The 23,923-nt window shown below is 70.0% G+C and carries 21 protein-coding genes; 18 read left to right on the top strand and 3 right to left on the bottom strand.

Annotation, left to right across the window (positions count from 1 at the left end; translation table 11 throughout):
• Position 1 precedes the first annotated feature (1 nt).
• The 14 genes from C0R66_RS15560 to C0R66_RS15495 are packed head-to-tail and all read left to right on the top strand — an operon-like array spanning position 2 to position 16,478.
• On the top strand, positions 2 to 556 hold the full coding sequence (locus C0R66_RS15560) for a NuoB/complex I 20 kDa subunit family protein (protein ID WP_101525477.1): 555 nt from the start codon (positions 2 to 4) through the stop codon (positions 554 to 556).
• Positions 553 to 1,371 carry an NADH-quinone oxidoreductase subunit C gene (locus C0R66_RS15555; RefSeq protein WP_101525476.1) on the top strand — a complete coding sequence of 273 codons (819 nt, stop codon included), beginning with the start codon at positions 553 to 555 and terminating at the stop codon, positions 1,369 to 1,371. The genes C0R66_RS15560 and C0R66_RS15555 overlap by 4 nt, the downstream gene beginning before the upstream one ends.
• Positions 1,371 to 2,735 carry an NADH-quinone oxidoreductase subunit D gene (locus C0R66_RS15550; RefSeq protein WP_101525475.1) on the top strand — a complete coding sequence of 455 codons (1,365 nt, stop codon included), beginning with the start codon at positions 1,371 to 1,373 and terminating at the stop codon, positions 2,733 to 2,735. Before C0R66_RS15555 ends, C0R66_RS15550 begins: the two co-directional genes overlap by 1 nt.
• Complete coding sequence (gene nuoE, locus C0R66_RS15545; RefSeq protein WP_101525474.1) at positions 2,732 to 3,445, top strand: NADH-quinone oxidoreductase subunit NuoE; 714 nt, start codon at positions 2,732 to 2,734, stop codon at positions 3,443 to 3,445. Before C0R66_RS15550 ends, nuoE begins: the two co-directional genes overlap by 4 nt.
• Entirely contained in the window at positions 3,442 to 4,752 is a 1,311-nt protein-coding gene (gene nuoF / locus C0R66_RS15540) for an NADH-quinone oxidoreductase subunit NuoF (protein ID WP_479684918.1), read from the top strand. The genes nuoE and nuoF overlap by 4 nt, the downstream gene beginning before the upstream one ends.
• Positions 4,749 to 7,265, top strand: coding sequence for an NADH-quinone oxidoreductase subunit G (locus C0R66_RS15535; RefSeq protein WP_101525473.1), 2,517 nt, complete (start codon positions 4,749 to 4,751; stop codon positions 7,263 to 7,265). Before nuoF ends, C0R66_RS15535 begins: the two co-directional genes overlap by 4 nt.
• Complete coding sequence (gene nuoH, locus C0R66_RS15530; RefSeq protein ID WP_101525472.1) at positions 7,262 to 8,656, top strand: NADH-quinone oxidoreductase subunit NuoH; 1,395 nt, start codon at positions 7,262 to 7,264, stop codon at positions 8,654 to 8,656. The genes C0R66_RS15535 and nuoH overlap by 4 nt, the downstream gene beginning before the upstream one ends.
• The gene (gene nuoI / locus C0R66_RS15525) at positions 8,656 to 9,231 is read left to right on the top strand and encodes an NADH-quinone oxidoreductase subunit NuoI (protein ID WP_101525471.1); all 576 of its coding nucleotides are present in this window, start codon (positions 8,656 to 8,658) and stop codon (positions 9,229 to 9,231) included. Before nuoH ends, nuoI begins: the two co-directional genes overlap by 1 nt.
• On the top strand, positions 9,228 to 10,046 hold the full coding sequence (locus tag C0R66_RS15520; protein WP_101525470.1) for an NADH-quinone oxidoreductase subunit J: 819 nt from the start codon (positions 9,228 to 9,230) through the stop codon (positions 10,044 to 10,046). Before nuoI ends, C0R66_RS15520 begins: the two co-directional genes overlap by 4 nt.
• Positions 10,043 to 10,342: an NADH-quinone oxidoreductase subunit NuoK gene (gene nuoK / locus C0R66_RS15515; RefSeq protein ID WP_101525469.1), complete on the top strand. Its 300-nt coding sequence runs from the start codon at positions 10,043 to 10,045 to the stop codon at positions 10,340 to 10,342. Before C0R66_RS15520 ends, nuoK begins: the two co-directional genes overlap by 4 nt.
• Positions 10,343 to 10,355: 13 nt before the next feature.
• Positions 10,356 to 12,311 (top strand): NADH-quinone oxidoreductase subunit L, encoded by a 1,956-nt coding sequence (gene nuoL, locus C0R66_RS15510; protein WP_101525468.1) that lies wholly within the window; start codon positions 10,356 to 10,358, stop codon positions 12,309 to 12,311.
• Positions 12,308 to 13,852: an NADH-quinone oxidoreductase subunit M gene (locus C0R66_RS15505; RefSeq protein ID WP_101525467.1), complete on the top strand. Its 1,545-nt coding sequence runs from the start codon at positions 12,308 to 12,310 to the stop codon at positions 13,850 to 13,852. Before nuoL ends, C0R66_RS15505 begins: the two co-directional genes overlap by 4 nt.
• Complete coding sequence (gene nuoN, locus C0R66_RS15500; protein ID WP_101525466.1) at positions 13,849 to 15,474, top strand: NADH-quinone oxidoreductase subunit NuoN; 1,626 nt, start codon at positions 13,849 to 13,851, stop codon at positions 15,472 to 15,474. The genes C0R66_RS15505 and nuoN overlap by 4 nt, the downstream gene beginning before the upstream one ends.
• On the top strand, positions 15,471 to 16,478 hold the full coding sequence (locus C0R66_RS15495) for a polyprenyl synthetase family protein (protein WP_199286707.1): 1,008 nt from the start codon (positions 15,471 to 15,473) through the stop codon (positions 16,476 to 16,478). The genes nuoN and C0R66_RS15495 overlap by 4 nt, the downstream gene beginning before the upstream one ends.
• Positions 16,479 to 16,496: 18 nt before the next feature.
• Here C0R66_RS15495 and rarD read toward each other — a convergent pair whose 3' ends face one another.
• Positions 16,497 to 17,405 carry an EamA family transporter RarD gene (gene rarD, locus C0R66_RS15490; RefSeq protein ID WP_199286706.1) on the bottom strand — a complete coding sequence of 303 codons (909 nt, stop codon included), beginning with the start codon at positions 17,403 to 17,405 and terminating at the stop codon, positions 16,497 to 16,499.
• A 116-nt stretch (positions 17,406 to 17,521) separates the two neighbouring features.
• Between rarD and C0R66_RS15485 the strand changes: the two genes are divergently transcribed.
• Positions 17,522 to 17,908, top strand: a complete 387-nt coding sequence (locus C0R66_RS15485) for a hypothetical protein (protein WP_101525464.1) — start codon at positions 17,522 to 17,524, stop codon at positions 17,906 to 17,908.
• A gap of 7 nt (positions 17,909 to 17,915) precedes the next feature.
• Here the strand turns inward: C0R66_RS15485 and C0R66_RS15480 are convergent, their stop codons facing one another.
• Together C0R66_RS15480 and C0R66_RS15475 are read right to left on the bottom strand one after the other, a co-directional pair.
• Positions 17,916 to 19,046 carry a 2-oxoacid:ferredoxin oxidoreductase subunit beta gene (locus C0R66_RS15480; protein ID WP_101525463.1) on the bottom strand — a complete coding sequence of 377 codons (1,131 nt, stop codon included), beginning with the start codon at positions 19,044 to 19,046 and terminating at the stop codon, positions 17,916 to 17,918.
• Positions 19,043 to 20,977 (bottom strand): 2-oxoacid:acceptor oxidoreductase subunit alpha, encoded by a 1,935-nt coding sequence (locus tag C0R66_RS15475; protein WP_241901475.1) that lies wholly within the window; start codon positions 20,975 to 20,977, stop codon positions 19,043 to 19,045. The genes C0R66_RS15480 and C0R66_RS15475 overlap by 4 nt, the downstream gene beginning before the upstream one ends.
• Before the next feature lie 255 nt (positions 20,978 to 21,232).
• Here C0R66_RS15475 and C0R66_RS15470 point away from each other — a divergent pair, with 255 nt between their 5' ends.
• Genes C0R66_RS15470 through C0R66_RS15460 form a run of 3 tightly spaced genes read left to right on the top strand, consistent with a single transcriptional unit; the run spans position 21,233 to position 23,916 of the window.
• Complete coding sequence (locus C0R66_RS15470) at positions 21,233 to 22,273, top strand: sulfate ABC transporter substrate-binding protein (protein WP_101525461.1); 1,041 nt, start codon at positions 21,233 to 21,235, stop codon at positions 22,271 to 22,273.
• 10 nt (positions 22,274 to 22,283) lie between these two features.
• Positions 22,284 to 23,129: a sulfate ABC transporter permease subunit CysT gene (cysT, locus tag C0R66_RS15465; protein ID WP_101525460.1), complete on the top strand. Its 846-nt coding sequence runs from the start codon at positions 22,284 to 22,286 to the stop codon at positions 23,127 to 23,129.
• Positions 23,122 to 23,916, top strand: a complete 795-nt coding sequence (locus C0R66_RS15460) for a sulfate ABC transporter permease (RefSeq protein ID WP_101525459.1) — start codon at positions 23,122 to 23,124, stop codon at positions 23,914 to 23,916. The genes cysT and C0R66_RS15460 overlap by 8 nt, the downstream gene beginning before the upstream one ends.
• The last annotated feature ends 7 nt before the right edge of the window (positions 23,917 to 23,923 follow it).

Genomic DNA, 23,923 nt, shown 5'->3' with positions numbered 1-23,923 from the left:
AATGGGTGTTGAGGACAAGCTCCCCAGCGGAGTGCTGCTGACCACGGTCGAGGGCGTTGCGGGCTACATGCGCAAGGCGTCCTTCTGGCCGGCCACCTTCGGCCTCGCGTGCTGTGCCATCGAGATGATGACCAGCGGCGGACCGAAGTACGACCTCGGTCGGTTCGGCATGGAGGTCTTCCGGGCCAGCCCCCGACAGGCCGACCTGATGATCGTCGCGGGCCGGGTGAGCCAGAAGATGGCTCCGGTGCTGCGCCAGATCTACGACCAGATGCCCGAGCCCAAGTGGGTGCTGGCGATGGGCGTCTGCGCCAGCTCCGGCGGGATGTTCAACAACTACGCGATCGTCCAGGGCGTCGACCACGTGGTGCCGGTCGACATGTACCTGCCCGGCTGCCCGCCGCGGCCGGAGATGCTGATGGACGCCATCCTCAAGCTCCACGACAAGGTGCAGGCGACCAAGATGGGCGCCAACCGGACCGCGGAGATCGAGGAGCAGGAGAACCTCGCGCTGCGTGCCCTGCCCACCTCGCACATGAAGGGCCTGCTGCGATGAGTCCGACCGATCGCCGTGACGAGGGAGCCGACCCCAAGAAGGAGTTCGGCACCCCCGAGAACGAGCGCGTCACCCGGGACACCCCGGAGACCGAGGCGCGCGAGGACCGGGTCCGCGCCCCCGGCGAGGGCGGCGAGCTGATCGCCCCCGACGCCGTCGTGGACCGTGCGGTCGGCGCCCGGCACGGCATGTTCGGCGCCGCCGGCTCCGGCGACACCAGCGGCTTCGGCGGGCTGGTGACCCCGGTGGTCTTCCCCGGCGCCACCCAGCGCCCGTACGGCGGGTGGTTCGACGAGGTGGCCGACGCGCTGCAGGCGCGGCTGCGGGCCACCGACCTCGAGGACGCCATCCAGGCCGTGGTGGTGCACCGCAACGAGATCACCTTCCACGTCCGGGCCGCCGACCTGCTGTTCGTGGCGCAGATGCTGCGCGACGACGAGCAGCTCCGGTTCGAGTTCTGCGCCTCCGTCTCGGGGGTGCACTACCCCGGGGACACCGGACGCGAGCTGCACGTGGTCCACCACCTGCTCTCCATGACCCACAACCGCCGGATCCGGCTGGAGGTCGCGGTCCCCGACAGCGACCCACGGCTGCCCTCGGTGGTCTCGGTCTACCCGACGGCCGACTGGCACGAGCGCGAGACCTACGACATGTTCGGGATCCTCTTCGAGGGCCACCCCGCGCTCACCCGGATCCTGATGCCCGACGACTGGCCGGGCCACCCGCAGCGCAAGGACTACCCCTTGGGCGGCATCCCCGTGGAATACAAGGGCGGCAGCATCCCGCCGCCGGACCAGCGGAGGTCGTACAACTAATGGCATCGACTACCTCAAACACCCCGGGCTCGGACGAGGACTTCTACGCCTCCGGCTCCGAGACCAGCCAGGGACGCGTGTTCACCGTCACCGGGCAGGACTGGGACTCCATCACCGAGGGCCTCAGCGAGGGCGTCGAGGAGCGCGTGGTCGTCAACATGGGACCGCAGCACCCCTCGACCCACGGCGTGCTCCGGCTGATCCTGGAGCTCGAGGGCGAGACGGTCACCGAGGCCCGCTGCGGGATCGGCTACCTGCACACCGGCATCGAGAAGAACATGGAGTACCGCAGCTGGGTGCAGGGCGTGACCTTCTGCACCCGGATGGACTACCTCTCCCCGTTCTACAACGAGGCCACCTACGTGCTGGGGGTGGAGCGGCTCCTCGACATCGAGGACCAGATCCCCGAGAAGGCCTCGGTGATGCGCGTCCTGCTGATGGAGCTCAACCGCATCTCCTCCCACCTGGTGGCGATCGCGACGGGCGGCATGGAGCTGGGTGCCCTCACGGTGATGACCATCGGCTTCCGCGAGCGCGAGCTCGTGCTGGACCTGTTCGAGACCATCACCGGCCTGCGGATGAACCACGCGTTCATCCGCCCCGGCGGCGTCGCCCAGGACCTCCCGGTGGGGGCGCTGGACGACATCCGCGCCTTCGTCGCGCTGATGAGGAAGCGGCTCACCGAGTACGCCGACCTGTGCAACGCCAACCCGATCTTCCGGGGCCGGCTCGAGGGCATCGGGCACCTCGACCTGACCGGCTGCCTGGCCCTGGGCCTGACCGGCCCGCCGCTGCGCGCCACCGGCTACGCGTGGGACCTGCGCAAGACCCAGCCGTACTGCGGCTACGAGACCTACGACTTCGACGTCCAGACCTGGGACACCGCCGACGCCTACGGCCGCTTCCGGGTCCGGCTCAACGAGATGCACGAGTCGCTCCGGCTCGTGGAGCAGTGCGCGGACCGGCTGAGCCGGCTCGACGGCGCTCCGGTGATGGTGGCCGACAAGAAGATCGCCTGGCCCAGCCAGCTCGCCGTGGGCAGTGACGGGATGGGCAACAGCCTGGACCACATCCGGCACATCATGGACGAGTCGATGGAGGCTCTGATCCACCACTTCAAGCTGGTCACCGAGGGCTTCCGGGTCCCGGCCGGCCAGGCCTACGTGCCCATCGAGTCGCCCCGCGGCGAGCTCGGGGCGCACGTGGTCTCCGACGGTGGCACGAAGCCGTTCCGGGCGCACTTCCGGGACCCGTCGTTCACCAACCTGCAAGCCACCAGTGTGATGAGCGAGGGCGGCATGGTCGCCGACGTGATCGTGGCCATCGCCTCGATCGACCCCGTGATGGGAGGCGTGGACCGATGAGCGAGCTGGACACCCTGGACGCCGCGACGATGGCGGAGCTGCGAGAGATCGCCGCCCGCTACCCGCAGCCGCGCTCGGGTCTGCTCCCGATGCTGCACCTGGTGCAGTCGGCCCAGGGGCGGGTGACTCCCGAGGGCATCGAGGCCTGCGCCGAGGTGCTGGGCATCACTGCCGCTGAGGTCAGCGGGGTCGCCACCTTCTACACGATGTACAAGCGCCGCCCGGTGGGCGACTACCACGTCGGGGTGTGCACCAACACGCTCTGCGCGGTGATGGGGGGCGACCTCATCCTCGAGCGGCTCAAGGACCACCTCGACGTGGGCAACGACGAGACCGCGCCGCGTCGCGAGGGCGACGAGGCGACGGTGACGCTGGAGCACATCGAGTGCAACGCCGCCTGCGACTACGCACCGGTGATGACCGTGAACTGGGAGTTCATGGACAACCAGACCCCCGAGTCGGCGACGCAGCTGGTCGACGACCTGCGGGCCGGGCGCGAGGTGCACTCCACCCGAGGCCCCAAGCTCTGCACCTGGCGCGAGGCCGAGCGGGTCCTGGCCGGGTTCAACGACGGCCTGGCCGACCAGGGCCCGTCCGCCGGTCCCGCGTCGCTGGTGGGCCGTGAGATCGCCCGCGAGCGCGGCTGGACCGCCCCCGCAACACCGTCAGGACCGGCGCTCGGCGCCGGAGATCAGGGGACCGCGAAGTGACCGACATGCTGACCCCCGTCCTCACCGACAACTGGGGTGACGAGCGGTCCTGGACCCTGGAGGCCTACGAGTCCCAGGGCGGGTACGCCGCACTGCACAAGGCCCTGGGCATGTCCCAGGACGACGTGATCACCGCGGTCAAGGACTCCGGGCTGCGCGGACGCGGCGGCGCCGGCTTCCCCACCGGCATGAAGTGGGGCTTCATCCCGCAGGACAACCCGAACCCGAAGTACCTCGTGGTCAACGCCGACGAGTCGGAGCCGGGCACCTGCAAGGACATCCCGCTGATGATGGCCAGCCCGCACACCCTGGTCGAGGGCGTGATCATCTCCTCGTACGCGATCCGCGCCAACACCGCGTTCATCTACGTGCGCGGCGAGGTGCTGCACGTGATCCGCCGCCTGCAGCGCGCGGTCCAGGAGGCCTACCTGGCCGGACACCTGGGCAAGAACATCCACGGCACCGGCTACGACCTCGACCTGGTCGTGCACGCCGGCGCCGGCGCCTACATCTGCGGCGAGGAGACGGCCCTGCTGGACTCCCTCGAGGGGCGGCGCGGACAGCCTCGGCTGCGTCCGCCGTTCCCGGCCGTGGCCGGGCTCTACGCCAGCCCCACGGTGATCAACAACGTGGAGTCCATCGCCTCGGTCCCCAGCATCATCGACCGGGGACCGGAGTGGTTCTCCTCCATGGGCACCGAGCGCTCCAAGGGCTTCGGCATCTTCAGCCTCTCGGGCCACGTCAACTCCCCCGGACAGTACGAAGCGCCGCTGGGCATCACGCTGCGCGAGCTGGTGGACCTGGCCGGCGGCATGCGGCACGGCAACCGCCTCAAGTTCTGGACCCCGGGCGGCTCCTCCACGGGGCTGCTCACCGACGAGCACCTCGACGTCCCGCTGGACTTCGAGGGCGTCGGCGCGGCGGGCTCCATGCTCGGCACCCGGGCGCTGCAGCTCTTCGACGAGACCACCTGCGTGGTCCGCGCGACCCTGCGCTGGACCGAGTTCTACAAGCACGAGTCCTGCGGCAAGTGCACCCCGTGCCGCGAGGGCACCTGGTGGCTGGTGCAGGTGCTGGCCCGGCTGGAGAAGGGCCAGGGCACCGAGGCCGACCTCGACCAGCTGCTCGACCAGTGCGACAACATCCTGGGCCGCTCGTTCTGCGCCCTGGCTGACGGCGCGGTGGGCCCCATCGAGTCCTCCATCAAGTACTTCCGGGACGAGTACGTCGCCCACCTCACCACCGGCGGCTGCCCGTTCGACCCCGCGGCCTCGACCCTCTTCGCAACCGCAGGAGCGCGCGCATGACCCAGGTCTCGAACGCCAGGACCGACCAGGGCAGGACCGACCAGGTCGCCAAGCCCGACCTGGTCAACCTGACCATCGACGGAATCTCCACCAGCGTGCCCAAGGGCACCCTGGTGATCCGTGCCGCGGAGCAGATCGGGATCCAGATCCCGCGCTTCTGCGACCACCCGCTGCTCGCGCCCGCCGGCGCCTGCCGCCAGTGCCTGGTCGAGGTCGCCATGCCCGGGCCGGACGGCTCCCTGCGCCAGATGCAGGGTCCGCCGGGACGGATGAAGCCGCAGGCCTCCTGCACCCTGGTCGCCACCGAGGGCATGGAGGTCAAGACGCAGCTGACCTCGCCGGCCGTCGACAAGGCGCAGCAGGGCGTGATGGAGATGCTGCTGATCAACCACCCGCTGGACTGCCCGGTCTGCGACAAGGGCGGCGAGTGCCCCCTGCAGAACCAGGCCATGTCGAACGGCCGTGGCGAGTCCCGCTTCTCGGCGCAGGGCGGGATCAAGCGCACCTTCCCCAAGCCGATCAACATCTCCGCCCAGGTGCTCCTGGACCGGGAGCGGTGCGTGCTGTGCGCCCGCTGCACCCGGTTCTCCCAGGAGATCGCCGGCGACCCGTTCATCGCCCTGATCGAGCGCGGCGCGCTCCAGCAGGTCGGCATCTACGAGCGCGAGCCGTTCGAGAGCTACTTCTCCGGCAACACCATCCAGATCTGCCCCGTCGGTGCCCTGACCAGCGCTGACTACCGCTTCCGCTCGCGGCCCTTCGACCTGGTCTCCACGCCCTCGATCGCCGAGCACGACGCCTGTGGTGCCGCGATCCGGGTGGACCACCGTCGCGGCAAGGTGATGCGCCGCCTCTCGGGCAACGACGCCGAGGTCAACGAGGAGTGGATCACCGACAAGGACCGCTTCGCGTTCCACTACTCCCGGCAGGACGACCGGATCACCTACCCGCAGGTGCGTGACCGGGTCGAGGACGGGGGGACCGGCGAGCTCCGGCCCGCCTCCTGGACCGAGGCCTTCGCCGTCGCCGCCCGAGGACTGGCCGCCGCCGGCTCCTCCGCGGTGCTGACCGGCGGTCGGGTGACGGCCGAGGACGCCTACGCCTACGCCAAGTTCGCCCGGGTCGCCCTGGGCACCAACGACATCGACTTCCGGGCCCGTCCGCACTCCGCGGAGGAGGCCTCCTTCCTGGCCTCCCACGTGGTGCTGGGCCACCACGAGTCCCCGGCCGGCGTCACGTACGCCGACCTGGAGCGCGCCTCGGTCGTCGTACTGGTGGGCTTCGAGCCCGAGGACGAGGCAGGCACGCTCTTCCTGCGGCTGCGCAAGGCCGTCACCCAGCACGGGACCCGGGTGGTCTCGATCGCCCCGTTCGCCTCCCGTGGCCTGGAGAAGCTGCAGGGCCGCCTGGTCGCCACCGCACCAGGCGACGAGGCCGTCGCGATGGCCGAGCTCGCCGGGGACGGCGAGGTCGCCCTCGACGGCGGCGGCATCATCCTGGTCGGGGAGCGGCTGGCCACCAGCCCCGGTGCCCTCACCGCGGCGGCCGCGCTGTCCGGCACCACCGGCGCCCGGCTCGCCTGGGTGCCGCGTCGCGCCGGTGACCGCGGCGCGGTCGAGGCCGGGTGCCTGCCCAACCTGCTGCCCGGCGGCCGTCCCGTCGCCGAGGCGCAGGCCCGGGTCGACACCGCCACCGCGTGGGGGGTTCCGGCGCTGCCGGAGACGCCCGGCCGCGACGGCGACGCCATCGTCTCCGCCGTCGCCTCCGGCGCGGTGGGCGGACTGCTGGTCGGCGGGGTCGACCCCGACGACACCAGCGACCCGGCGCTCTTCCGCCAGGCGCTCGCTGCCGCGTCCTTCGTGGTCTCCCTGGAGCTGCGCGAGACCGACGTGACCCGGGCCGCCGACGTGGTCCTGCCGGTGGCCCCGGTCACCGACAAGGCCGGCACCTTCGTCACCTGGGACGGGCGCACCCGCTCCTTCGAGACGGTCCTGGCCAACCCCGCCTCCCTGCCCGACCTGCGGGTCCTGGCCGGGATCGCCGAGGAGCTGGGCGCCCCGCTGGGGTTCCGCACGGTCACCGAGGTCCGCCAGGAGATGGCGGCGCTGGGTCCGTGGGACGGTGCCCGGCCCCCGCTGGAGACCCCCGCCGCGACCCCGGCGCCGATCGGCGAGGCCGGCGCGATGCGCCTGGCCACCTGGAAGCAGCTGGTCGACCTGGGCTCCATGCAGGACGGCGAGCTGCACTACCGCGCCACCGGGCGACGCCCCGTCGCCCGCCTGTCCCGCCCGGACTTCGAGCGGATCTGCGGAGTCCTCGACCCCGAGGTCGAGGGCCAGGCCGAGGTCCAGGTCACGGTGACCGGCGACCGGGGGAGCGTCACGCTGCCCGTCGTCCCCGCTGACCTGCCCGAGCAGGTCGTCTGGCTGCCCGCGCGGTCCTTCGGCCGCGGCGTGCTCGCCGACCTCGCATCTCCCGGCAGCACTGTCCTGGTGAAGGGAGCCACCCAGTGAACCCGCTCGTCATCCTGCGGCAGGTCGAGGACCTGTCGGCCTTCGGCCAGGACTCCATCTGGCTGATCATCGGCAAGACCGTGGTGCTCTTCCTGGTCCTGGTGCTGCTCACGCTGTTCCTGATCTGGTTCGAGCGTCGCGTGGTCGCCCGGATGCAGCACCGCATCGGACCCAACGTCAACGGTCCCTTCGGGCTGCTGCAGTCGTTGGCGGACGGTGCGAAGCTGATGTTCAAGGAGGACATCATCCCGAAGGCGGCCGACAAGGTCGTGTTCGTGATCGCCCCCGTCATCGCCGCCACGGCGGCGTTCGTGACGTTCGCGGTGATCCCCTTCGGGCCGGTGGTCAAGGTGCCGTTCACCGACACCCACACCCCGCTCCAGCTCACCGACATGCCGGTGGCGGTGCTGTTCGTGATGGCCATCGCCTCGATCGGCATCTACGGCATCGTGCTGGGCGGCTGGTCCTCGGGATCGACGTACTCGCTGCTGGGCGGTCTGCGCTCGAGCGCGCAGATGATCTCCTACGAGGTCGCCATGGGCCTGGCCCTGGTCTCGGTCTTCCTCTACTCGGGCACCATGTCCACCTCCGGCATCGTCGCGGCGCAGAACCCGGTGGAGCAGGAGTACTGGCTCGACGTCATCCCGGTCCCGTCCTGGTACGCCGTCATCCTGGCGCCGTCGTTCGTGATCTACGTGATCGCGATGATCGGGGAGACCAACCGGGCGCCGTTCGACCTGCCCGAGGCCGAGGGCGAGCTGGTCGGCGGGTTCCACACGGAGTACTCCGCGATGAAGTTCGCGATGTTCTTCCTCGCCGAGTACATCAACATGGCCACCGTCTCCGCCCTGGCGACGACGCTCTTCCTCGGCGGCTGGGCCGCACCCTGGGGCCTGGAGCACGTCTGGGAGGGCGCCGACCACGGCTACTGGCCGGTGCTCTGGTTCTTCGGCAAGATGCTGCTGTTCATCTTCTTGTTCATCTGGCTGCGCGGCACGCTGCCCCGCCTGCGCTACGACCAGTTCATGGCGTTCGGGTGGAAGTACCTGATCCCGTTCTCGCTGCTGTGGATCGTCGCCGTGGCGTCGATGCGGGTGCTCGCCGACGACATCGAGACCTGGCACATCCTGGTCGCCCTCGGGGCGCTGGTGGTGCTGCTCGGTGCGATGTTCCTGTTCGAGGACTCCGGGGACGCCACTGACGAGGACGAGGTCGAGCCCGCACCGGTCGACGCGTTCGCCGGCGGCTTCCCGGTGCCCCCGATGCCCGTCGGCGGGGCCGTGCGCGGCGCCGCCGCCCCGCTGAGCTTCGCGGGCTCTCGTGCCGGCACCGTCAGCGGTTCCACCGAGAGCTCGACCGACACGACCCACGTTGCTGGTGAGGAGAACTGATGGCCACCGGAAAGCCAACCTCGTCCGAGGGCGGCAAGAGCCTGCGGGAGAGCGTCTGGGACCCGGTCGCGGGTTTCGGGGTGACGTTCCGGACGATGTTCCGCAAGGTCGTCACCGAGCAGTACCCCTTCGAGAAGCTGCCGACGGCTCCGCGCTTCCACGGCCGGCACCAGCTCAACCGCTACCCCGACGGCCTGGAGAAGTGCATCGGCTGCGAGCTGTGCGCCTGGGCGTGCCCGGCGGACGCCATCTACGTCGAGGGCGCCTCCAACAGCGAGGACGAGCGGTTCAGCCCCGGTGAGCGCTACGGCCGCGTCTACCAGATCAACTACCTGCGCTGCATCCTGTGCGGGCTGTGCATCGAGGCGTGCCCGACGCGGGCGCTGACCATGACGAACGAGTACGAGCTCGCCGACACCACGCGGGAGTCGCTGATCTACGAGAAGAGCGACCTGCTGGCCCCGCTGCTGCCCGGCATGGAGCAGCCGCCGCACGAGATGCTGCCCGGCCGCGACGAGGGTGACTACTACCGTGGCCACTTCTCCGCCCCGGCTCCCGAGGGGGTCGACCGATGACGGCGTTCTGGATCCTGGCGCCGGTCATGGTGCTGGCCGCCCTGGGCATCCTCTTCGTCCGCAAGGCCGTGCACGCCGCGCTGCTGCTGGCCGTGGTGATGATCAGCCTGGCGATCCTCTACGCGGTCCTCGAGGCCCCGTTCCTGTTCGCGGTGCAGATCATCGTCTACACCGGCGCGATCCTGATGCTGTTCCTCTTCGTGGTCATGCTGGTGGGAGTGGACTCCTCGGACTCGGTCGTGGAGACCATCCGGGGACAGCGCGTCGCCGCCGCCGTCGCCGGTCTGCTGCTCGCCGCCGTCCTGGTGATCGGGCTGGGGCAGATCTCGCTCGGCACCGCGGTCGGCCTCGAGGAGGCCAATGCCGGGGGCAACATCCAGGGCCTGGCCAACATCCTGTTCAGCAACTACGTCTTCGCGTTCGAGGCGACCAGCGCACTGCTGATCACCGCCGCCGTGGGAGCGATGGTGCTGGCCCACCGCGAGCGCTCGGCCCCCAAGGCGCGCCAGGCCGACCTGGCCGCGCAGCGGCTGCAGGACTACGCCGAGACGGGCAAGCACCCCGGCCCGCTGCCGGCCCCGGGCGTCTTCGCGCGGCACAACGCCGTCGACACCCCGGCCCTGCTGCCTGACGGGACTCCCTCGGAGGCCTCGATCTCGCGGGTGCTCGCCGCCCGCGGCACCGTGCGCTCGGCCCCGGCCCTGGCCGAGGACATCGAGGACATCACCCGTCAGCTGGGCACCGACCCCGGGCAGTCCCCGGAGGTCTCCGGCAAGTCCGGCGCCCCTGCCCACCCCGAGGAGGACCAGCAGTGAGCCTCACCCCCTACATCGTCCTCTCGGCGATCATCTTCACCATCGGTGCCGTGGGTGTCCTCATCCGCCGCAACGCACTGGTGGTGTTCATGTGCGTGGAGCTGATGCTCAACGCCTGCAACCTGGCGCTGGTGACCTTCGCCAAGCAGCACGGCAACCTCGACGGCCAGATCGCCGCCTTCTTCGTGATGGTGGTGGCCGCGGCCGAGGTCGTGGTCGGGCTGGCCATCATCATGACCATCTTCCGGACCCGTCGCTCGGCCTCGGTCGACGACGCAAGCCTGCTGAAGTACTGACGGGGTCTGACACATGCCACTAGCTCTTATTCCCCTGTCCGGGGCCACCTCCATCCCGGTGGTCGACCCCGGTGCCGCCGACGGCGTCTTCTCGCTGCTCTGGCTGGTCATCGCCCTTCCCCTGGCCGGCGCCCTGGTGCTGCTGCTGGGTGGAGCCCTCACCAAGGGCGCCATCGACCGGTGGGGCCACTACCTCGGCACCGCGACCGTGGCGGGCTCCTTCGTGCTCAGCCTGGTGCTCTTCCTCAGCCTGCTCGGTCGTGAGGAGAGCGAGCGCCAGGTCGGCCAGGAGCTCTACACCTGGTTCTCCGCCGGCGGCCTCGACGTGGGCATGGACCTGCTCTACGACCCGCTCTCGGCGCTCTTCCTGCTGCTGATCACGGGCGTGGGCACGCTGATCCACGTCTACTCGATCGGCTACATGGAGCACGACGTCCGGCGCCGCCGGTTCTTCGGGTACCTCAACCTCTTCGTCGCCGCGATGCTGATGCTGATCCTCAGCGCCAACTTCCTGGGCCTCTTCCTCGGCTGGGAGGGCGTCGGCCTGGCGTCGTACCTGCTGATCGGCTTCTGGCAGCACAAGCCGTCGGCGGCCGCCGCGGCCAAGAAGGCCTTCGTGATCAACCGGGTCGGTGACATCGGGCTCTCGCTCGCCATCGCCCTGATGTTCGCGACCTTCGGCAGCACCGACTACTCCGTGGTCAGCGCCGCCTCCTCCGAGGCCGGCCAGGGCACCTTGAACGCGATCGGCCTGCTGCTGCTGCTGGGTGCCTGCGGCAAGTCCGCCCAGGTCCCGCTCCAGGCCTGGCTGCTGGACGCGATGGAGGGTCCGACCCCGGTCTCCGCGCTGATCCACGCCGCAACGATGGTCACCGCGGGCGTCTACCTGGTGGTCCGCTCCAACTTCATCTTCGAGCTGGCCCCGGCCGCCCAGACGGTGACGGTGATCGTGGCCACGGTGACGCTGCTGTGGGGTGCGGTGCTCGGCTGCGCCAAGGACGACATCAAGAAGGCGCTCGCCGGCTCCACGATGAGCCAGATCGGCTACATGATGCTGGCCGCCGGGCTCGGCACCGCCGGCTACGCGTTCGCGATCTTCCACCTGCTCACGCACGGCTTCTTCAAGGCCAACATGTTCCTCGGCGCCGGGTCGGTGATGCACGGGATGGACGACGACGTGAACATGCGTCACTACGGCGGGCTGCGCACGATGATGCCGGTCACCTTCCTGACGTTCGCGATGGGCTACCTGGCGATCATCGGCTTCCCGGGCTTCTCCGGGTTCTGGTCCAAGGACAAGATCATCGAGACCGCGCTGGCCGACAACCTGCTGGTCGGGCTGTGCGCCCTGCTGGGCGCCGGCATCACCGGGTTCTACATGACGCGGCTGATGCTGATGACCTTCATGGGCGAGAAGCGCTGGGCCGACGGGGTGCACCCGCACGAGTCGCCCAAGGTGATGACCGTGCCGCTGGTCGTGCTGGCCGCGCTCTCGGTGCTCGGCGGCGTGATGCTGCTCGGGGACTGGATCGTGGACTGGCTGGCTCCGGTGATCGGGACCGCCGCCCACCACGAGCCGCCCCTGCCGGCCCTGGTGATCACGCTGATCGTGGTCGCGGTGGTCGCCCTCGGCGTCGCTGCGGCCTGGTTCCTGGTGGGCCAGCGCACGATCCCCCGCGTGGCGCCCCAGGACGTCTCCCTCGCCACCCGTGCGGCTCGCGCCGACCTCTACGGGGACACCATCAACGACACCCTCGTGGTGGCTCCCGGCTCGCGGCTCGTCAGCGGTCTCACGACCGCGGACCGCCTCGGCGTCGACGGGCTCGTCGAGGGTGGCGCGGCCGCCACCGGCGGCATCTCCCTGGCGTTGCGCAGGATCCAGAACGGGTTCGTCCGCTCCTACGCTCTTTCCGTTGTCGGCGGCGTGCTGCTCGTCGTCCTGGCCCTGCTGGCGGTGAACCTCGCATGAGCGAACTTCCCTGGTTGACGATCCTGATCCTGATTTCACTGGTCGGGGCGTGCGTCACCGCGTTCCTGCCCAGCGGGCCCGGTCAGCCCCTGGCAAAGCAGGTCGGCATCGGGTTCTCGGTGCTGACCCTGGCGGTCGCCGTCGGCGTCGCCATCGGCTTCACCGCCGACGGTGGCTTCCAGTTCACCGAGGAGCACGAGTGGATCGCCGCCTTCGGCGCCCACTACGCCCTGGGCGTCGACGGTCTCGGCGTGCTGATGGTGCTGCTCACCGCGGTGCTGGTCCCGATCGTGATGGTCGCCTCCTGGACCGACTCCGACGAAGGCTCGACCCGCGCCTTCTTCGCCTGGACGCTGGCGCTGGAGGGCCTCTCGCTCGCGGTCTTCACCGCGACCGACGTCTTCCTGTTCTACGTGGTCTTCGAGGCGACGCTGATCCCGGCGTACTTCCTGATCGGCGGCTTCGGTCGTGAGGGCCGGAGCCGGGCCGCGACCAAGTTCCTGATCTACCAGCTCGCGGGCGGGCTGATCATGCTCGCCTCGGTGATCGGCCTGTACGTCGTCTCCGCCGACGCGGGCTCGCCGTCGTACCTGATCGGCGACCTGGCCGCCCTGGACATCGACCCGACGACGCAGCGCTGGCTCTTCGCCGGCTTCTTCATCGCCTTCGCGATCAAGGCGCCGATGTTCCCGGTGCACACCTGGCTGGCCGACACCACGGAGAAGGCCACCACCGGCACCTCGGTGCTGCTGGTCTGCGTGCTGGACAAGATCGGCACCTTCGGGATGCTGCGCTTCTGCCTGGGGCTGCTGCCCGAGGCGTCGCAGTGGGCGACCCCGGTGGTCGTGGTGCTGGCGCTGGTCTCCATCGTCTACGGCGCCCTGGTGGCGATCGGACAGGACGACATCCTGCGGATGATCGGTCTGACGTCGCTGTCCCACTTCGGCTTCATCGTGCTGGGCATCTTCGTCTTCTCCAGCACCGGCGGCGCGGGCGCGATCCTCTACATGGTCAACCACGGCATCGCCACGGCTGCGCTGTTCCTGGTCGCCGGGTTCCTGATCCGCCGCCGAGGCTCCTCGCTGATCAGCCAGATGGGCGGTGTGGAGAAGGTGGCCCCGGTCCTGGCCGGCACCTTCCTGATCGCCGGCCTGGCCGCCCTCGGCCTGCCGGGGCTGGCGCCGTTCGTCTCCGAGATGCTCGTCATCATCGCGGCCTTCGGCTACGCCTGGTGGGCCGGTGCGATCGCGGTAACCGCGATCGTGCTCGCCGCCATCTACATCCTGTGGACCTACCAGCGCACCATGACCGGGCCGGTCCGCCCCGAGGTCGCGCACTTCACCGACCTCAACGTCCGCGAGGTCGGCGTGCTCGCACCTCTGCTGCTGGCCCTGGTGGTGCTGGGGTTCGCCCCGATGCCGGTGCTCGACGTGATCAACCCCAACGTCGAGGAGACCCTGACGCACGTCGGGGTGACCGATGACCCTCCGGCCGTCGCGGACACCCACGACGCTGGTAACCACGAGGGAGCCGACCAGTGACCGAGAACGTGTTCGTCAAGCCCGACCTGGAGTACTTCCAGCTCGCTCCGCTGCTGATCGTCTTCCTGATGGCGTGCCTCGGCGTGGTGGTGGAGGCCTTCCTGCCCAGGGGGCGCCGCTTCCTGGTGCAGACCGCCCTGACCCTCACCGGGCTGGTCGTCGCCCTGGTGCTGGTGGTGCTCAACGCCATCCAGTACGGCGCCGACGACGCCGCCGAGGAGGGGCTCGCCCACGGTGACGGCGCGGCGTACGGCGTGCTGGCGGCGATGGACACCATCGCCATCGACGGGCCCACCCTGTTCCTGTGGGGCCTGATCCTGGTGCTGGCCGTGCTGGGCGCCATGCTCTTCGCCGAGCGCCGGCTGGACGGCGGGGTCTCCGCGTTCGCCGGTCAGGCCGCGGCGATGCCCGGCACCGACGCCGAGCGCCAGGCCTCCACCAAGGGCCTGGAGCACACCGAGATCTACCCGCTGCTCGGCTTCGCGGTGTTCGGCATGATGCTGTTCCCGGCCGCCAACGACCTGCTCACCATGTTCGTGGCGCTGGAGATCCTCTCGCTCCCGCTCTACCTGCTCACCGGGCTGGCGCGCCGCCGCCGGCTGCTGAGCCAGGAGGCGGCCCTGAAGTACTTCCTCCTCGGTGCCTTCTCCTCGGCGTTCTTCCTCTACGGCGCCGCGCTGCTCTACGGGTACGCCGGCTCGATGCAGTTCGGCCGGATCAACGAGGCCGTCACCAACGACACGGGCAACCAGGCGCTGCTGCTCATCGGGATCGGCCTGCTCGCGGTCGGGCTGCTCTTCAAGGTCGGTGCCGCCCCGTTCCAGGCATGGACGCCCGACGTCTACCAGGGCTCGCCCACCCCGCTGACCGCCTTCATGGCCGCCGCCACCAAGGTCTCGGCCTTCGGTGCGATCCTGCGCCTGTTCTACGTGGCGCTGGGTGCCGACCGGTGGTCCTGGCAGCCGATGCTGTGGGTCATCGCCATCCTCACCATGGTGGTGGGCACCCTGATGGCGCTCACCCAGAGCGACGTCAAGCGGCTGCTGGCCTACTCCTCGGTGGCGCACACCGGATTCATCCTCACCGGGGTGCTCGGGGTGCAGAGCACCGGCGACCTCGCCACCGGCGAGATCACCTCGCTGCAGGCCGTCCTGTTCTACCTGGCGACCTACGGCCTGATGACCCTCGGTGCGTTCGCCGTGGTCAGCCTGGTCCGCGACTCCGGTGGCGAGACGACGCAGCTGGTCCGGTGGACCGGCCTGGCCAAGGAGGCGCCGTTCGTGGCGGCCGTCTTCGCCTTCTTCCTGCTGGCGATGGCGGGCATCCCGCTGACCTCGGGCTTCATCGGCAAGTGGGCGGTCTTCTCCGTGGCCCTGGCCGCCGGCGCCTGGCCGGTGGTGATCGCGGCGGTGCTGACCAGCGCGGTGGCGGCGTACCTCTACGTGCGGGTGATCGTGCTGATGTACTTCCGCACCCCGCTCGCCGAGGGTCCGTCGGTCACCACGCCGTCGGTGCTGACCGCGGCTGCGATCGCCGTCGGCGCGGCCGCGACGCTCGTGCTGGGCGTCGTGCCGGGGCCCCTGCTCGACCTCGTGGGGAGTGCGGGAGAATTCATCAGGTGACCACTGATGCAACCTCCGGACTGGCTCTCCCAGTCGTCGACCAGGCCCTGGCCGAGCGACTGAGGCAACGGCTCGACGACGTCGAGAACGCCCTCGCGCACCACGTGCGGGGCAGCGCGGACTTCATCACCGAGGCAGCCGGGCACCTGATGACGGCCGGCGGCAAGCGGTTCCGTCCGCTGCTGGTGCTGCTGGCGGCCGAGACCGGCCCTGACGCCGCCGACGACAAGGTGGTCACGGCGGCCTGCGTGGTGGAGCTGACCCACCTGGCCTCGCTCTACCACGACGACGTGATGGACGAGGCCGCCCTGCGCCGCGGTGCGGACTCGGCCAACGCCCGGTGGGACAACCACGTGGCGATCCTGACCGGGGACTTCCTGTTCTCCAAGTCGTCGCTGCTGACCGCCGACCTCGGCGCCGACGCGGTCCGCATCCAGGCCCAGACCTTCACCCAGCTGGTCGAGGGACAGATGCTGGAGACGGTCAAGCCGGCTCCGGGGGAGGACCCGCTCGAGCACTACCTGCAGGTCGTGGCGGGCAAGACCGGTTCCCTGATCGCCACCTCCGCCCGGTACGGCGCCATGTTCGGCGGCGCCTCGGACGAGGTCGTCTCCGCCCTCACCGCGTACGGCGAGCTCGTGGGGTCGGCGTTCCAGCTCTCCGACGACATCCTGGACGTGGCCTCCGACTCCGCGGAGTCGGGCAAGACGCCCGGCACGGACCTGCGCGAGGGCGTGCCGACCCTGCCGGTGCTGATGGCGCAGGCCTCCACCGACCCCGCCGACGCCCGTCTCATCGAGCTGCTGTCCAGCGACCTGAGCGACGACGCCCTGCACGCGGAGACCCTCGGGCTGCTGCGCAAGCACCCGGCGATGGAGCAGGCCCGCGACTACGTCAAGGGGCAGGCGGCCGACGCCAAGGCCATGCTGGGCGTGCTGCCCCAGGGCCCCGTGCGCGCCGCCCTCGAGGCGTTCGCCGACGTGGTGGCGGTCCGCTCGGCCTGAGCCGGGCCCGGGGCCGACTCAGGCGAGCCCGGCCTCGGCGACCAGCGCGAGCTGCCGCCGGCGGTGGGCGACCAGGTCGACGGTGAAGACCACCAGCGCCACCCAGACCAGGCTGAAGCCGAGCCACCTGCCCGGGGGCATCTCCTCGTGGAACCACAGCACGCCGAGGGCGAACTGCAGGATCGGGGCCAGGTACTGCAGGAGACCCAGCCCCACCATCGGGACCCGGGTGGCTGCGGCCCCGAAGAGCACCAGGGGGATCGCGGTCACCACCCCGGTGCTGGTGAAGAGCAGCGCGTGCCAGGGCCCCTGGCCCCCGAACTGCGAGGCGCCGGTCAGCACCAGCCAGCCGACGTAGCCGACCGCCAGGGGGGCCAGGATCGCCGTCTCCACGGCCAGGGACTCCAGCGCCCCGGCGTTCGCGGTCTTCTTGGCCAGGCCGTAGGTGCCGAAGCTGAAGGCCAGGAGCAGCGCGATCCACGGCAGCCGGCCGTAGTCGAGGGTCAGCACCACCACGGCCGCGCTGGCCACCGCCATCGCCAGCCACTGGGTGCGCCGCAGCCGCTCGCCCAGGATGAGCACCCCCATCAGCACCGTCACCAGGGGGTTGATGAAGTAGCCCAGGGAGGCCTCCACCACCCGGCCGTGGTTGACCGCCCAGATGTAGCCGCCCCAGTTGAACGTGATCACGAACGCCGCCAGCGTCAGCAGGGCCAGGCGGCGCCGGTCGGCCACCAGCGCCCGGACCTGGCTTCGTCGGCCCAGCGCCAGCACCACCACGGCCATCACGACCGCGGACCACAGGATGCGATGGGCGAGGATCTCCAGGGCGCCCGCGGGCTCCAGGAGAGGCCAGTACAGGGGGAAGGCGCCCCAGATCAGGTAGGCGGCGATCCCGTACATCAGGCCGCGGCGGGTGTCAGTCACGCGGGTCAGCCTAGGTTCGCCCGAGCGGGGCCGGTACGTCGCCTACACTGTCGATCGCTCGGGCGCGACCGTCGCTGTGGTCCGCCGCCACCACGCACTCATCTCCTGGGGGAACCATGCGGGCCTTCCGCGCCTTGACCGCCCTGATCGTCGCCGCCCTGCTCGGCACCTCGCTGCTGGGCCCGGCCACGGCCCACGCCCGGGACACCGACAACCCCAAGCGGATCGTCGAGGTCAACGCCGAGAAGAAGCTGGACTACCGCTCGTTCCGCTACAAGGGCACCGTCGAGGCCCTGCCCAAGGGCAAGGTGCTGCTGCAGAAGAAGAGCTGTGGCAAGTGCAAGTGGAAGACCGTCAAGAAGCTGAAGACCAACGATGCGGGCAAGTTCCGCACCAAGATCTTCACCCCCAACAAGGGCAAGTGGCTCTGGCGCACCCGGGTCAACGCCCAGGGTGGCTACGCCCGCTCCTACAGCCGCAAGATCGCCACGTTCTTCAAGTAGCCCCGGGTCAGACCACGGTCCAGGTGTCGCCGCCGCCGATCAGCGCGGCGAGCCGGTCCGCCGGCGCGGGCTGGTCGGAGTCGGTGCCCCGCGCGGTGGTGAGCTGGGCGCGTGCCTGGTCGTCGTAGGTCGGGCGCTCGACGGAGCGGAAGATGCCGATGGGCGACTGGTTGAGGTAGCCGGAGTCGGTGAGCCGGGAGATGGCGAACGCCATCGTGGGGTCGGGGCTGTGGGCGTCGTGGACCAGCACCGCCTCGTCCGGTACGTCGCTGGCCAGCGCTGCCCGGACGCCTCCGGTGAGCTCGTCGCGGATCAGCACCTTGGTGCCGAGGCCGTTCTCGTCGTGGGTGCCGAAGCGGATCTGCTCGCCGTGGACGAGCGGGATGATGGCGTCCTGCTTGGTGTCGGGGTTCTTGATGGCGTCGAAGGCGCCGTCGTTGAAGATGGGGCAGTTCTGGTAGATCTCGACCAGGGAGGTGCCGCGGTGCGCGGCGGCGGCGGCGAGCACGGAGGTGAGGTGCTTGCGGTCCGAATCGATGGTGCGGGCTACGAAGGTGGCTTCGGCGCCCAGGGCCAGGGAGACGGGGTTGAAGGGGTGGTCGACTGAGCCCATGGGGGTGGACTTGGTGACCTTGCCGGCTTCGGAGGTGGGGGAGTACTGGCCCTTGGTGAGGCCGTAGATGCGGTTGTTGAACAGCAGGATGGTCATGTTGACGTTGCGGCGCAGGGCGTGGATGAGGTGGTTGCCGCCGATGGAGAGGGCGTCGCCGTCGCCGGTGACGACCCAGACGGAGAGGTCTTCGCGGGCGGTGGCGATGCCGGTGGCGATGGAGGGGGCACGTCCGTGGATGGAGTGCATGCCGTAGGTGTCGAGGTAGTAGGGGAACCTCGAGGAGCAGCCGATGCCGGAGACGAAGACGATGTTCTCGCGGCGCAGGCCGAGGTCGGGCAGGAAGGACTGGACGGCCTTGAGGACGGCGTAGTCGCCGCAGCCGGGGCACCAGCGGACCTCCTGGTCGGAGGTGAAGTCCTTGCCGGTCTGCTTGACGTCGGCGTCGAGGGCGGGCACTCCGGCCAGTCCGGGGAAGGGCAGGTCCGTGGTGGTGAGGGGTGAGCTGTCGCCCTGGGTGGCGGTCATCGGGTGGCTCCTTCCGCGGGGGCGGTGAGGTCGGGGGAGAGGTTCACGGGCACGCCCTCGGCGGCTGAGACCAGCTGTCCGATGGCGTCGGCCAGCTCGGCGGCCTTGATGGGCATGCCGTTGACCTGGTTGTACCCGACCGTGTCGACCAGGTACTTCGAGCGCAGCAGCATGGAGAGCTGGCCCAGGTTCATCTCCGGGACCAGGACCCGGTCGTAGCGGGCCAGGATCTCGCCCAGGTCGTTGGGCATCGGGTTGAGGTGGCGCAGGTGGGTCTGGGCGACGTGGTAGCCGGCCTTGCGCACCCGGCGTACGGCGGCGCCGATGGGGCCGTAGGTCGAGCCCCAGCCCAGCACCAGGACCTTGGCCTGGCCGGAGGGGTCATCGACCTCCAGCGGCGGCAGGGAGTCCGCGATCCGCGCGACCTTGGCGGCACGGGTGCGGACCATGTAGTCGTGGTTGGCGGGGTCGTAGGAGATGTTGCCGTGCCCGTCGCCCTTCTCCAGGCCACCGATGCGGTGCTCCAGGCCCGGGGTGCCCGGGATCGCCCAGGGCCGCGCCAGCGTGGCCTCGTCACGGACGTAGGGCCAGAACTCGGTCGTGTCCTGACCGTTCTTGTCCTGCGTGGTGTGGTTGGGCTCGGTGGCGAAGTCGGGGTCGATGACCGGCAGCTCGGAGACCTCCGGGACGCGCCACGGCTCGGAGCCGTTGGCGAGCATGCCGTCGGAGAGCAGCATCACCGGGGTCCGGTAGGTGACCGCGATCCGGATCGCCTCGACCGCGGCGTCGAAGCAGTCGCCGGGCGACTGGGGTGCGACCACCGGCACCGGCGACTCGCCGTTGCGCCCGAACATGGCCTGGAGCAGGTCGGCCTGCTCGGTCTTGGTGGGCAGCCCGGTGGAGGGGCCGCCGCGCTGGACGTCGACGACGACCAGGGGCAGCTCGGTCATCACGGCGAGGCCGATGGCCTCGGACTTCAAGGCGATGCCGGGGCCGGAGGTGGTGGTCACACCGAGGTGACCGACGAAGGAGGCGCCGATGGCGGCACCGACGCCGGCGATCTCGTCCTCGGCCTGCAGCGTGGTCACGCCGAACGCCTTGTGCTTGCTGAGCTCGTGCAGGATGTCGGAGGCCGGGGTGATGGGGTAGGAGCCCAGGAACACCGGGAGCCCGGACTGCACGCCGCCGGCCACCAGCCCGTAGGCCAGCGCCAGGTTGCCGGTGATGTTGCGGTAGGTGCCGGGCGCCATCGGCGCGGGCTTGATCTCGTAGGAGACCACGAACGACTCGGTGGTCTCGCCGAAGTAGTAGCCGGACTTGAACGCGGTGATGTTGGCGTCGCGGATGTCGGGCACCTTGGCGAACCGCCGGGACAGGAACTCGACCGTGGACTCGGTGGGCCGTCCGTACATCCACGACAGCAGGCCCAGGGCGAACATGTTCTTGGCCCGGGCCGCGTCCTTGCGGGAGAGCCCGAACTCCTTGACCGCCGCGACCGTCATGCCGGTGAGGTCGAGGGAGTGCACGGCGTACTCGGCCAGCGACTCGTCCTCCAGCGGAGACGTCGCGTAGCCGGCCTTGGTCAGGTTGCGGGCGGTGAAGTCGTGGGTGTCGACGATGATGGTCGCGCCCTTGGGGAGGTCGCCCAGGTTGGCACGCAGGGCCGCGGGGTTCATCGCGACGAGCACGTCGGGGGCGTCGCCCGGGGTCAGGATGTCGTGGTCGGCGAAGTGCACCTGGAACGACGACACGCCGGGGAGGGTCCCCTGGGGTGCGCGGATCTCGGCGGGGAAGTTGGGCAGGGTCGCGAGGTCGTTGCCGAATGCCGCGGACTCCTGGGTGAACCGGTCTCCGGTGAGCTGCATGCCGTCCCCGGAGTCGCCAGCGAAACGGATGATGACGCGATCGAGCTGCTTGACCTGCTTGGGCACAGCGTGTCTTTCCTTCACTACTCGCATGGACGCGGGTGGGTGACTGCTTCGGTGACGGGGCGTCGTCCACATTAACCCTGCAGTGTGCGAACACCGACCTCGTCTTGAATCGTCCAAAACAGGGGAAACCGAGCCGGGTGACCTGCGACACGCCGGAGTACCCGTCTCAGATTCAACCTATGTCTCTAAAGTCATGTAATCTTGTGAACATTGGCCGGTTAGTCGTCGAGGGGCGGCTTCAAGCAGGGAGCAACGATGAAGAGCACGAGCAGGACACGAGTGGGCGCCATCGCGGCTCTCGCGATCGCCAGCGTGGCGGCGCTGGCCGGATGCGGCGGCGACGCCGACAGCGCGGCGGACGACAGCACCATCAACATCGTCGGGTTCGCGGTTCCCGAGGCGGCCAACAAGGCCATCGCTGCCGAGTTCGTCAAGACCGACGCCGGCAAGGACGCGAAGTTCCAGACGTCCTACGGCGCCTCCGGCGACCAGAGCCGTGCGGTGGAGTCCGGCCTCGAGGCCGACTACGTCCACTTCTCCGTCCCCAGCGACGTGACCCGTCTCGTCGACGCCGACCTGGTCGCCGACGACTGGGACGCCGGCGAGAACAAGGGGATCGTGTCCCACTCGGTCGTCGTCTTCGGCGTCCGAGACGGCAACCCCAAGAACATCCAGACCTGGGACGACCTGGTCAAGCCGGGCGTCGAGATCGTCACGCCCAACCCCGCATCCTCGGGCGCGGCCCGCTGGAACGCGCTCGCCGCGTGGGGTCAGTCCATCGCTGCCGGTGGCACCGAGAAGGACGCCCAGACGTACGTCGACGAGTTCTTCGGCAACGTCGTCTCGCTGCCCGGCAGCGGGCGTGACGCCACCACCGCCTTCCTCGGCGGCACCGGCGACGTGCTGATGGCCTACGAGAACGAGGCCATCCTGGCCGCCCAGAACGACGAGGGCTTCGAGTACATCATCCCCGAGACCACGCTGCTCATCGAGAACCCGGGCGCCGTGCTGAAGGACGCCGACCCGATCGCCACCGACTGGCTGGACTTCGTCCTCAGCGACGAGGGGCAGCGTCAGTTCGCCCTGACCGGCTTCCGCCCGATCCGCGACGACGTCGACTTCGGCGGCACCGTCGAGGGTGCCAAGGACCCGTCCGACCCGTTCCCGGCCGTGCCGGACCTGCTCACCGTGGACGAGGACTTCGGCGGCTGGGGCGAGGTGTCGGGCAAGTTCTTCGACGAGGAGACCGGTCTGATCACCAAGGCCATCGCCGCCTCCGGCAAGGCCACGGAGTGACGATCAGCTCGTGACGACTATCCAAGTCACCCAGGGCCGGCCGGCGCGCAAGCGCCGGTCGGCCCCGCGGTCGAATCTGACGCGATCCTCGGGCCTCGGCCTGGGCATCGCGATGCTGTGGTTCAGCCTGCTCGTGCTCATCCCGCTCTGCGCCGTCGTTGGTACGGCGGCCGCCGGCGGGTGGGACGGCTTCTGGGCCGCGGTGACCAACGAGCAGACGGCCTCGGCCATCCGGCTCACCGTGACCCAGGCGCTCCTGGTCACGGTCGTCAACGTCTTCGTCGGCACCCTGATCGCCTGGGTCCTGGTCCGGGACCGCTTCTTCGGCAAGGGCGTGCTGGAGGTGCTGATCGACATCCCGTTCGCCCTGCCCACCATCGTGGCGGGTCTGGTGCTGCTCTCGCTCTACGGCCAGGACAGCCCCTTGGGCGTCGACGTGGCCAACAAGCAGTCCAGCGTCTTCCTGGCCTTCCTCTTCGTCACGCTGCCCTTCGTGGTGCGCATGGTGCAGCCGGTGCTCGCCGAGCTGGACCGCGACGTCGAGGAGGCCGCAGCCTCGCTGGGCGCCAGCAAGTTCACGACGTTCCGCCGGGTGATCCTGCCCAGCCTGACCCCGGCGATCGCGGCGGGTGCTGCGCTCTCGTTCGCCCGCGGCGTCAGCGAGTACGGCTCGCTCGTGCTGCTCTCGGGCAACCTGCCCTTCCAGACCGAGGTGACCTCGGTGCGGATCCTGGGCAGCATCGAGAACAACAACCTGGCCGGCGCGGCCGCCACCGCGACGGTGCTGCTGGTCATCTCCCTGGCCGTCATCGTGGCGCTCGACGTCATCCAGCGAAGGATGGGACGCCGTGGTTAAGTACCTGCTCCGCTTCATCGTCATCGCCTACCTGTTCCTGCTGGTGGCGTGGCCGGTCGCCCTGGTGGCGACCAACACCTTCGACGGCGGCTTCGGCGCCATCACCGCCCTGACGGAGGACGTCGACGTGGTCGCCGCCCTCAAGCTCACCGTGCTGTGCGCGGTGATCGCGGTGGTCATCAACACCGTCTTCGGGGTCGGCATGTCACTGCTCCTGGTGCGCTACCAGTTCCCCGGCAAGCGGGCGCTCAGCGCCCTGGTCGACCTCCCGCTCTCGGTCTCCCCGGTCGTGGTCGGCCTTTCCCTGGTGCTGGTGTACGGCGGCCGCAACGGCTGGCTCGGCCCCACGCTGGAGAGCTGGGGCTTCCAGATCATCTTCGCCACCCCGGGCATCATCCTGGCCACCGCCTTCGTGGCGCTGCCGCTGGTGATCCGCGAGGTGGTGCCGGTGCTGGAGGAGATCGGCATCGAGCAGGAGCAGGCTGCCACCAGCCTGGGCGCCAGCGCGGGCCAGACCTTCTGGCGGATCACCCTCCCGGCCATCAAGTGGGCCGTCGTCTACGGCGTCGTCCTCAGCCTCGCCCGCTCGCTGGGGGAGTTCGGTGCCGTGAAGGTCGTCTCGGGCAACGTGCTCGGCCAGACCCGCACCGCGACCCTGGTGGTCGAGGAGAAGTACCTGAACTTCGACCAGCAGGGCGCCTACGCGATGGCGTTCCTGCTGGCCATGGTGTCCGTAGCCTGCATCGTGATCGTGGCGATCATCCGGCCCAAGGAGCACGCGCGATGACGCCGTC

This window comes from Nocardioides houyundeii (assembly GCF_002865585.1).
GTDB lineage: Bacteria > Actinomycetota > Actinomycetes > Propionibacteriales > Nocardioidaceae > Nocardioides > Nocardioides houyundeii.
The sequence above is the reverse complement of the archived record's forward strand: the minus strand, read 5'-3'. Positions and strand labels throughout refer to the sequence as shown.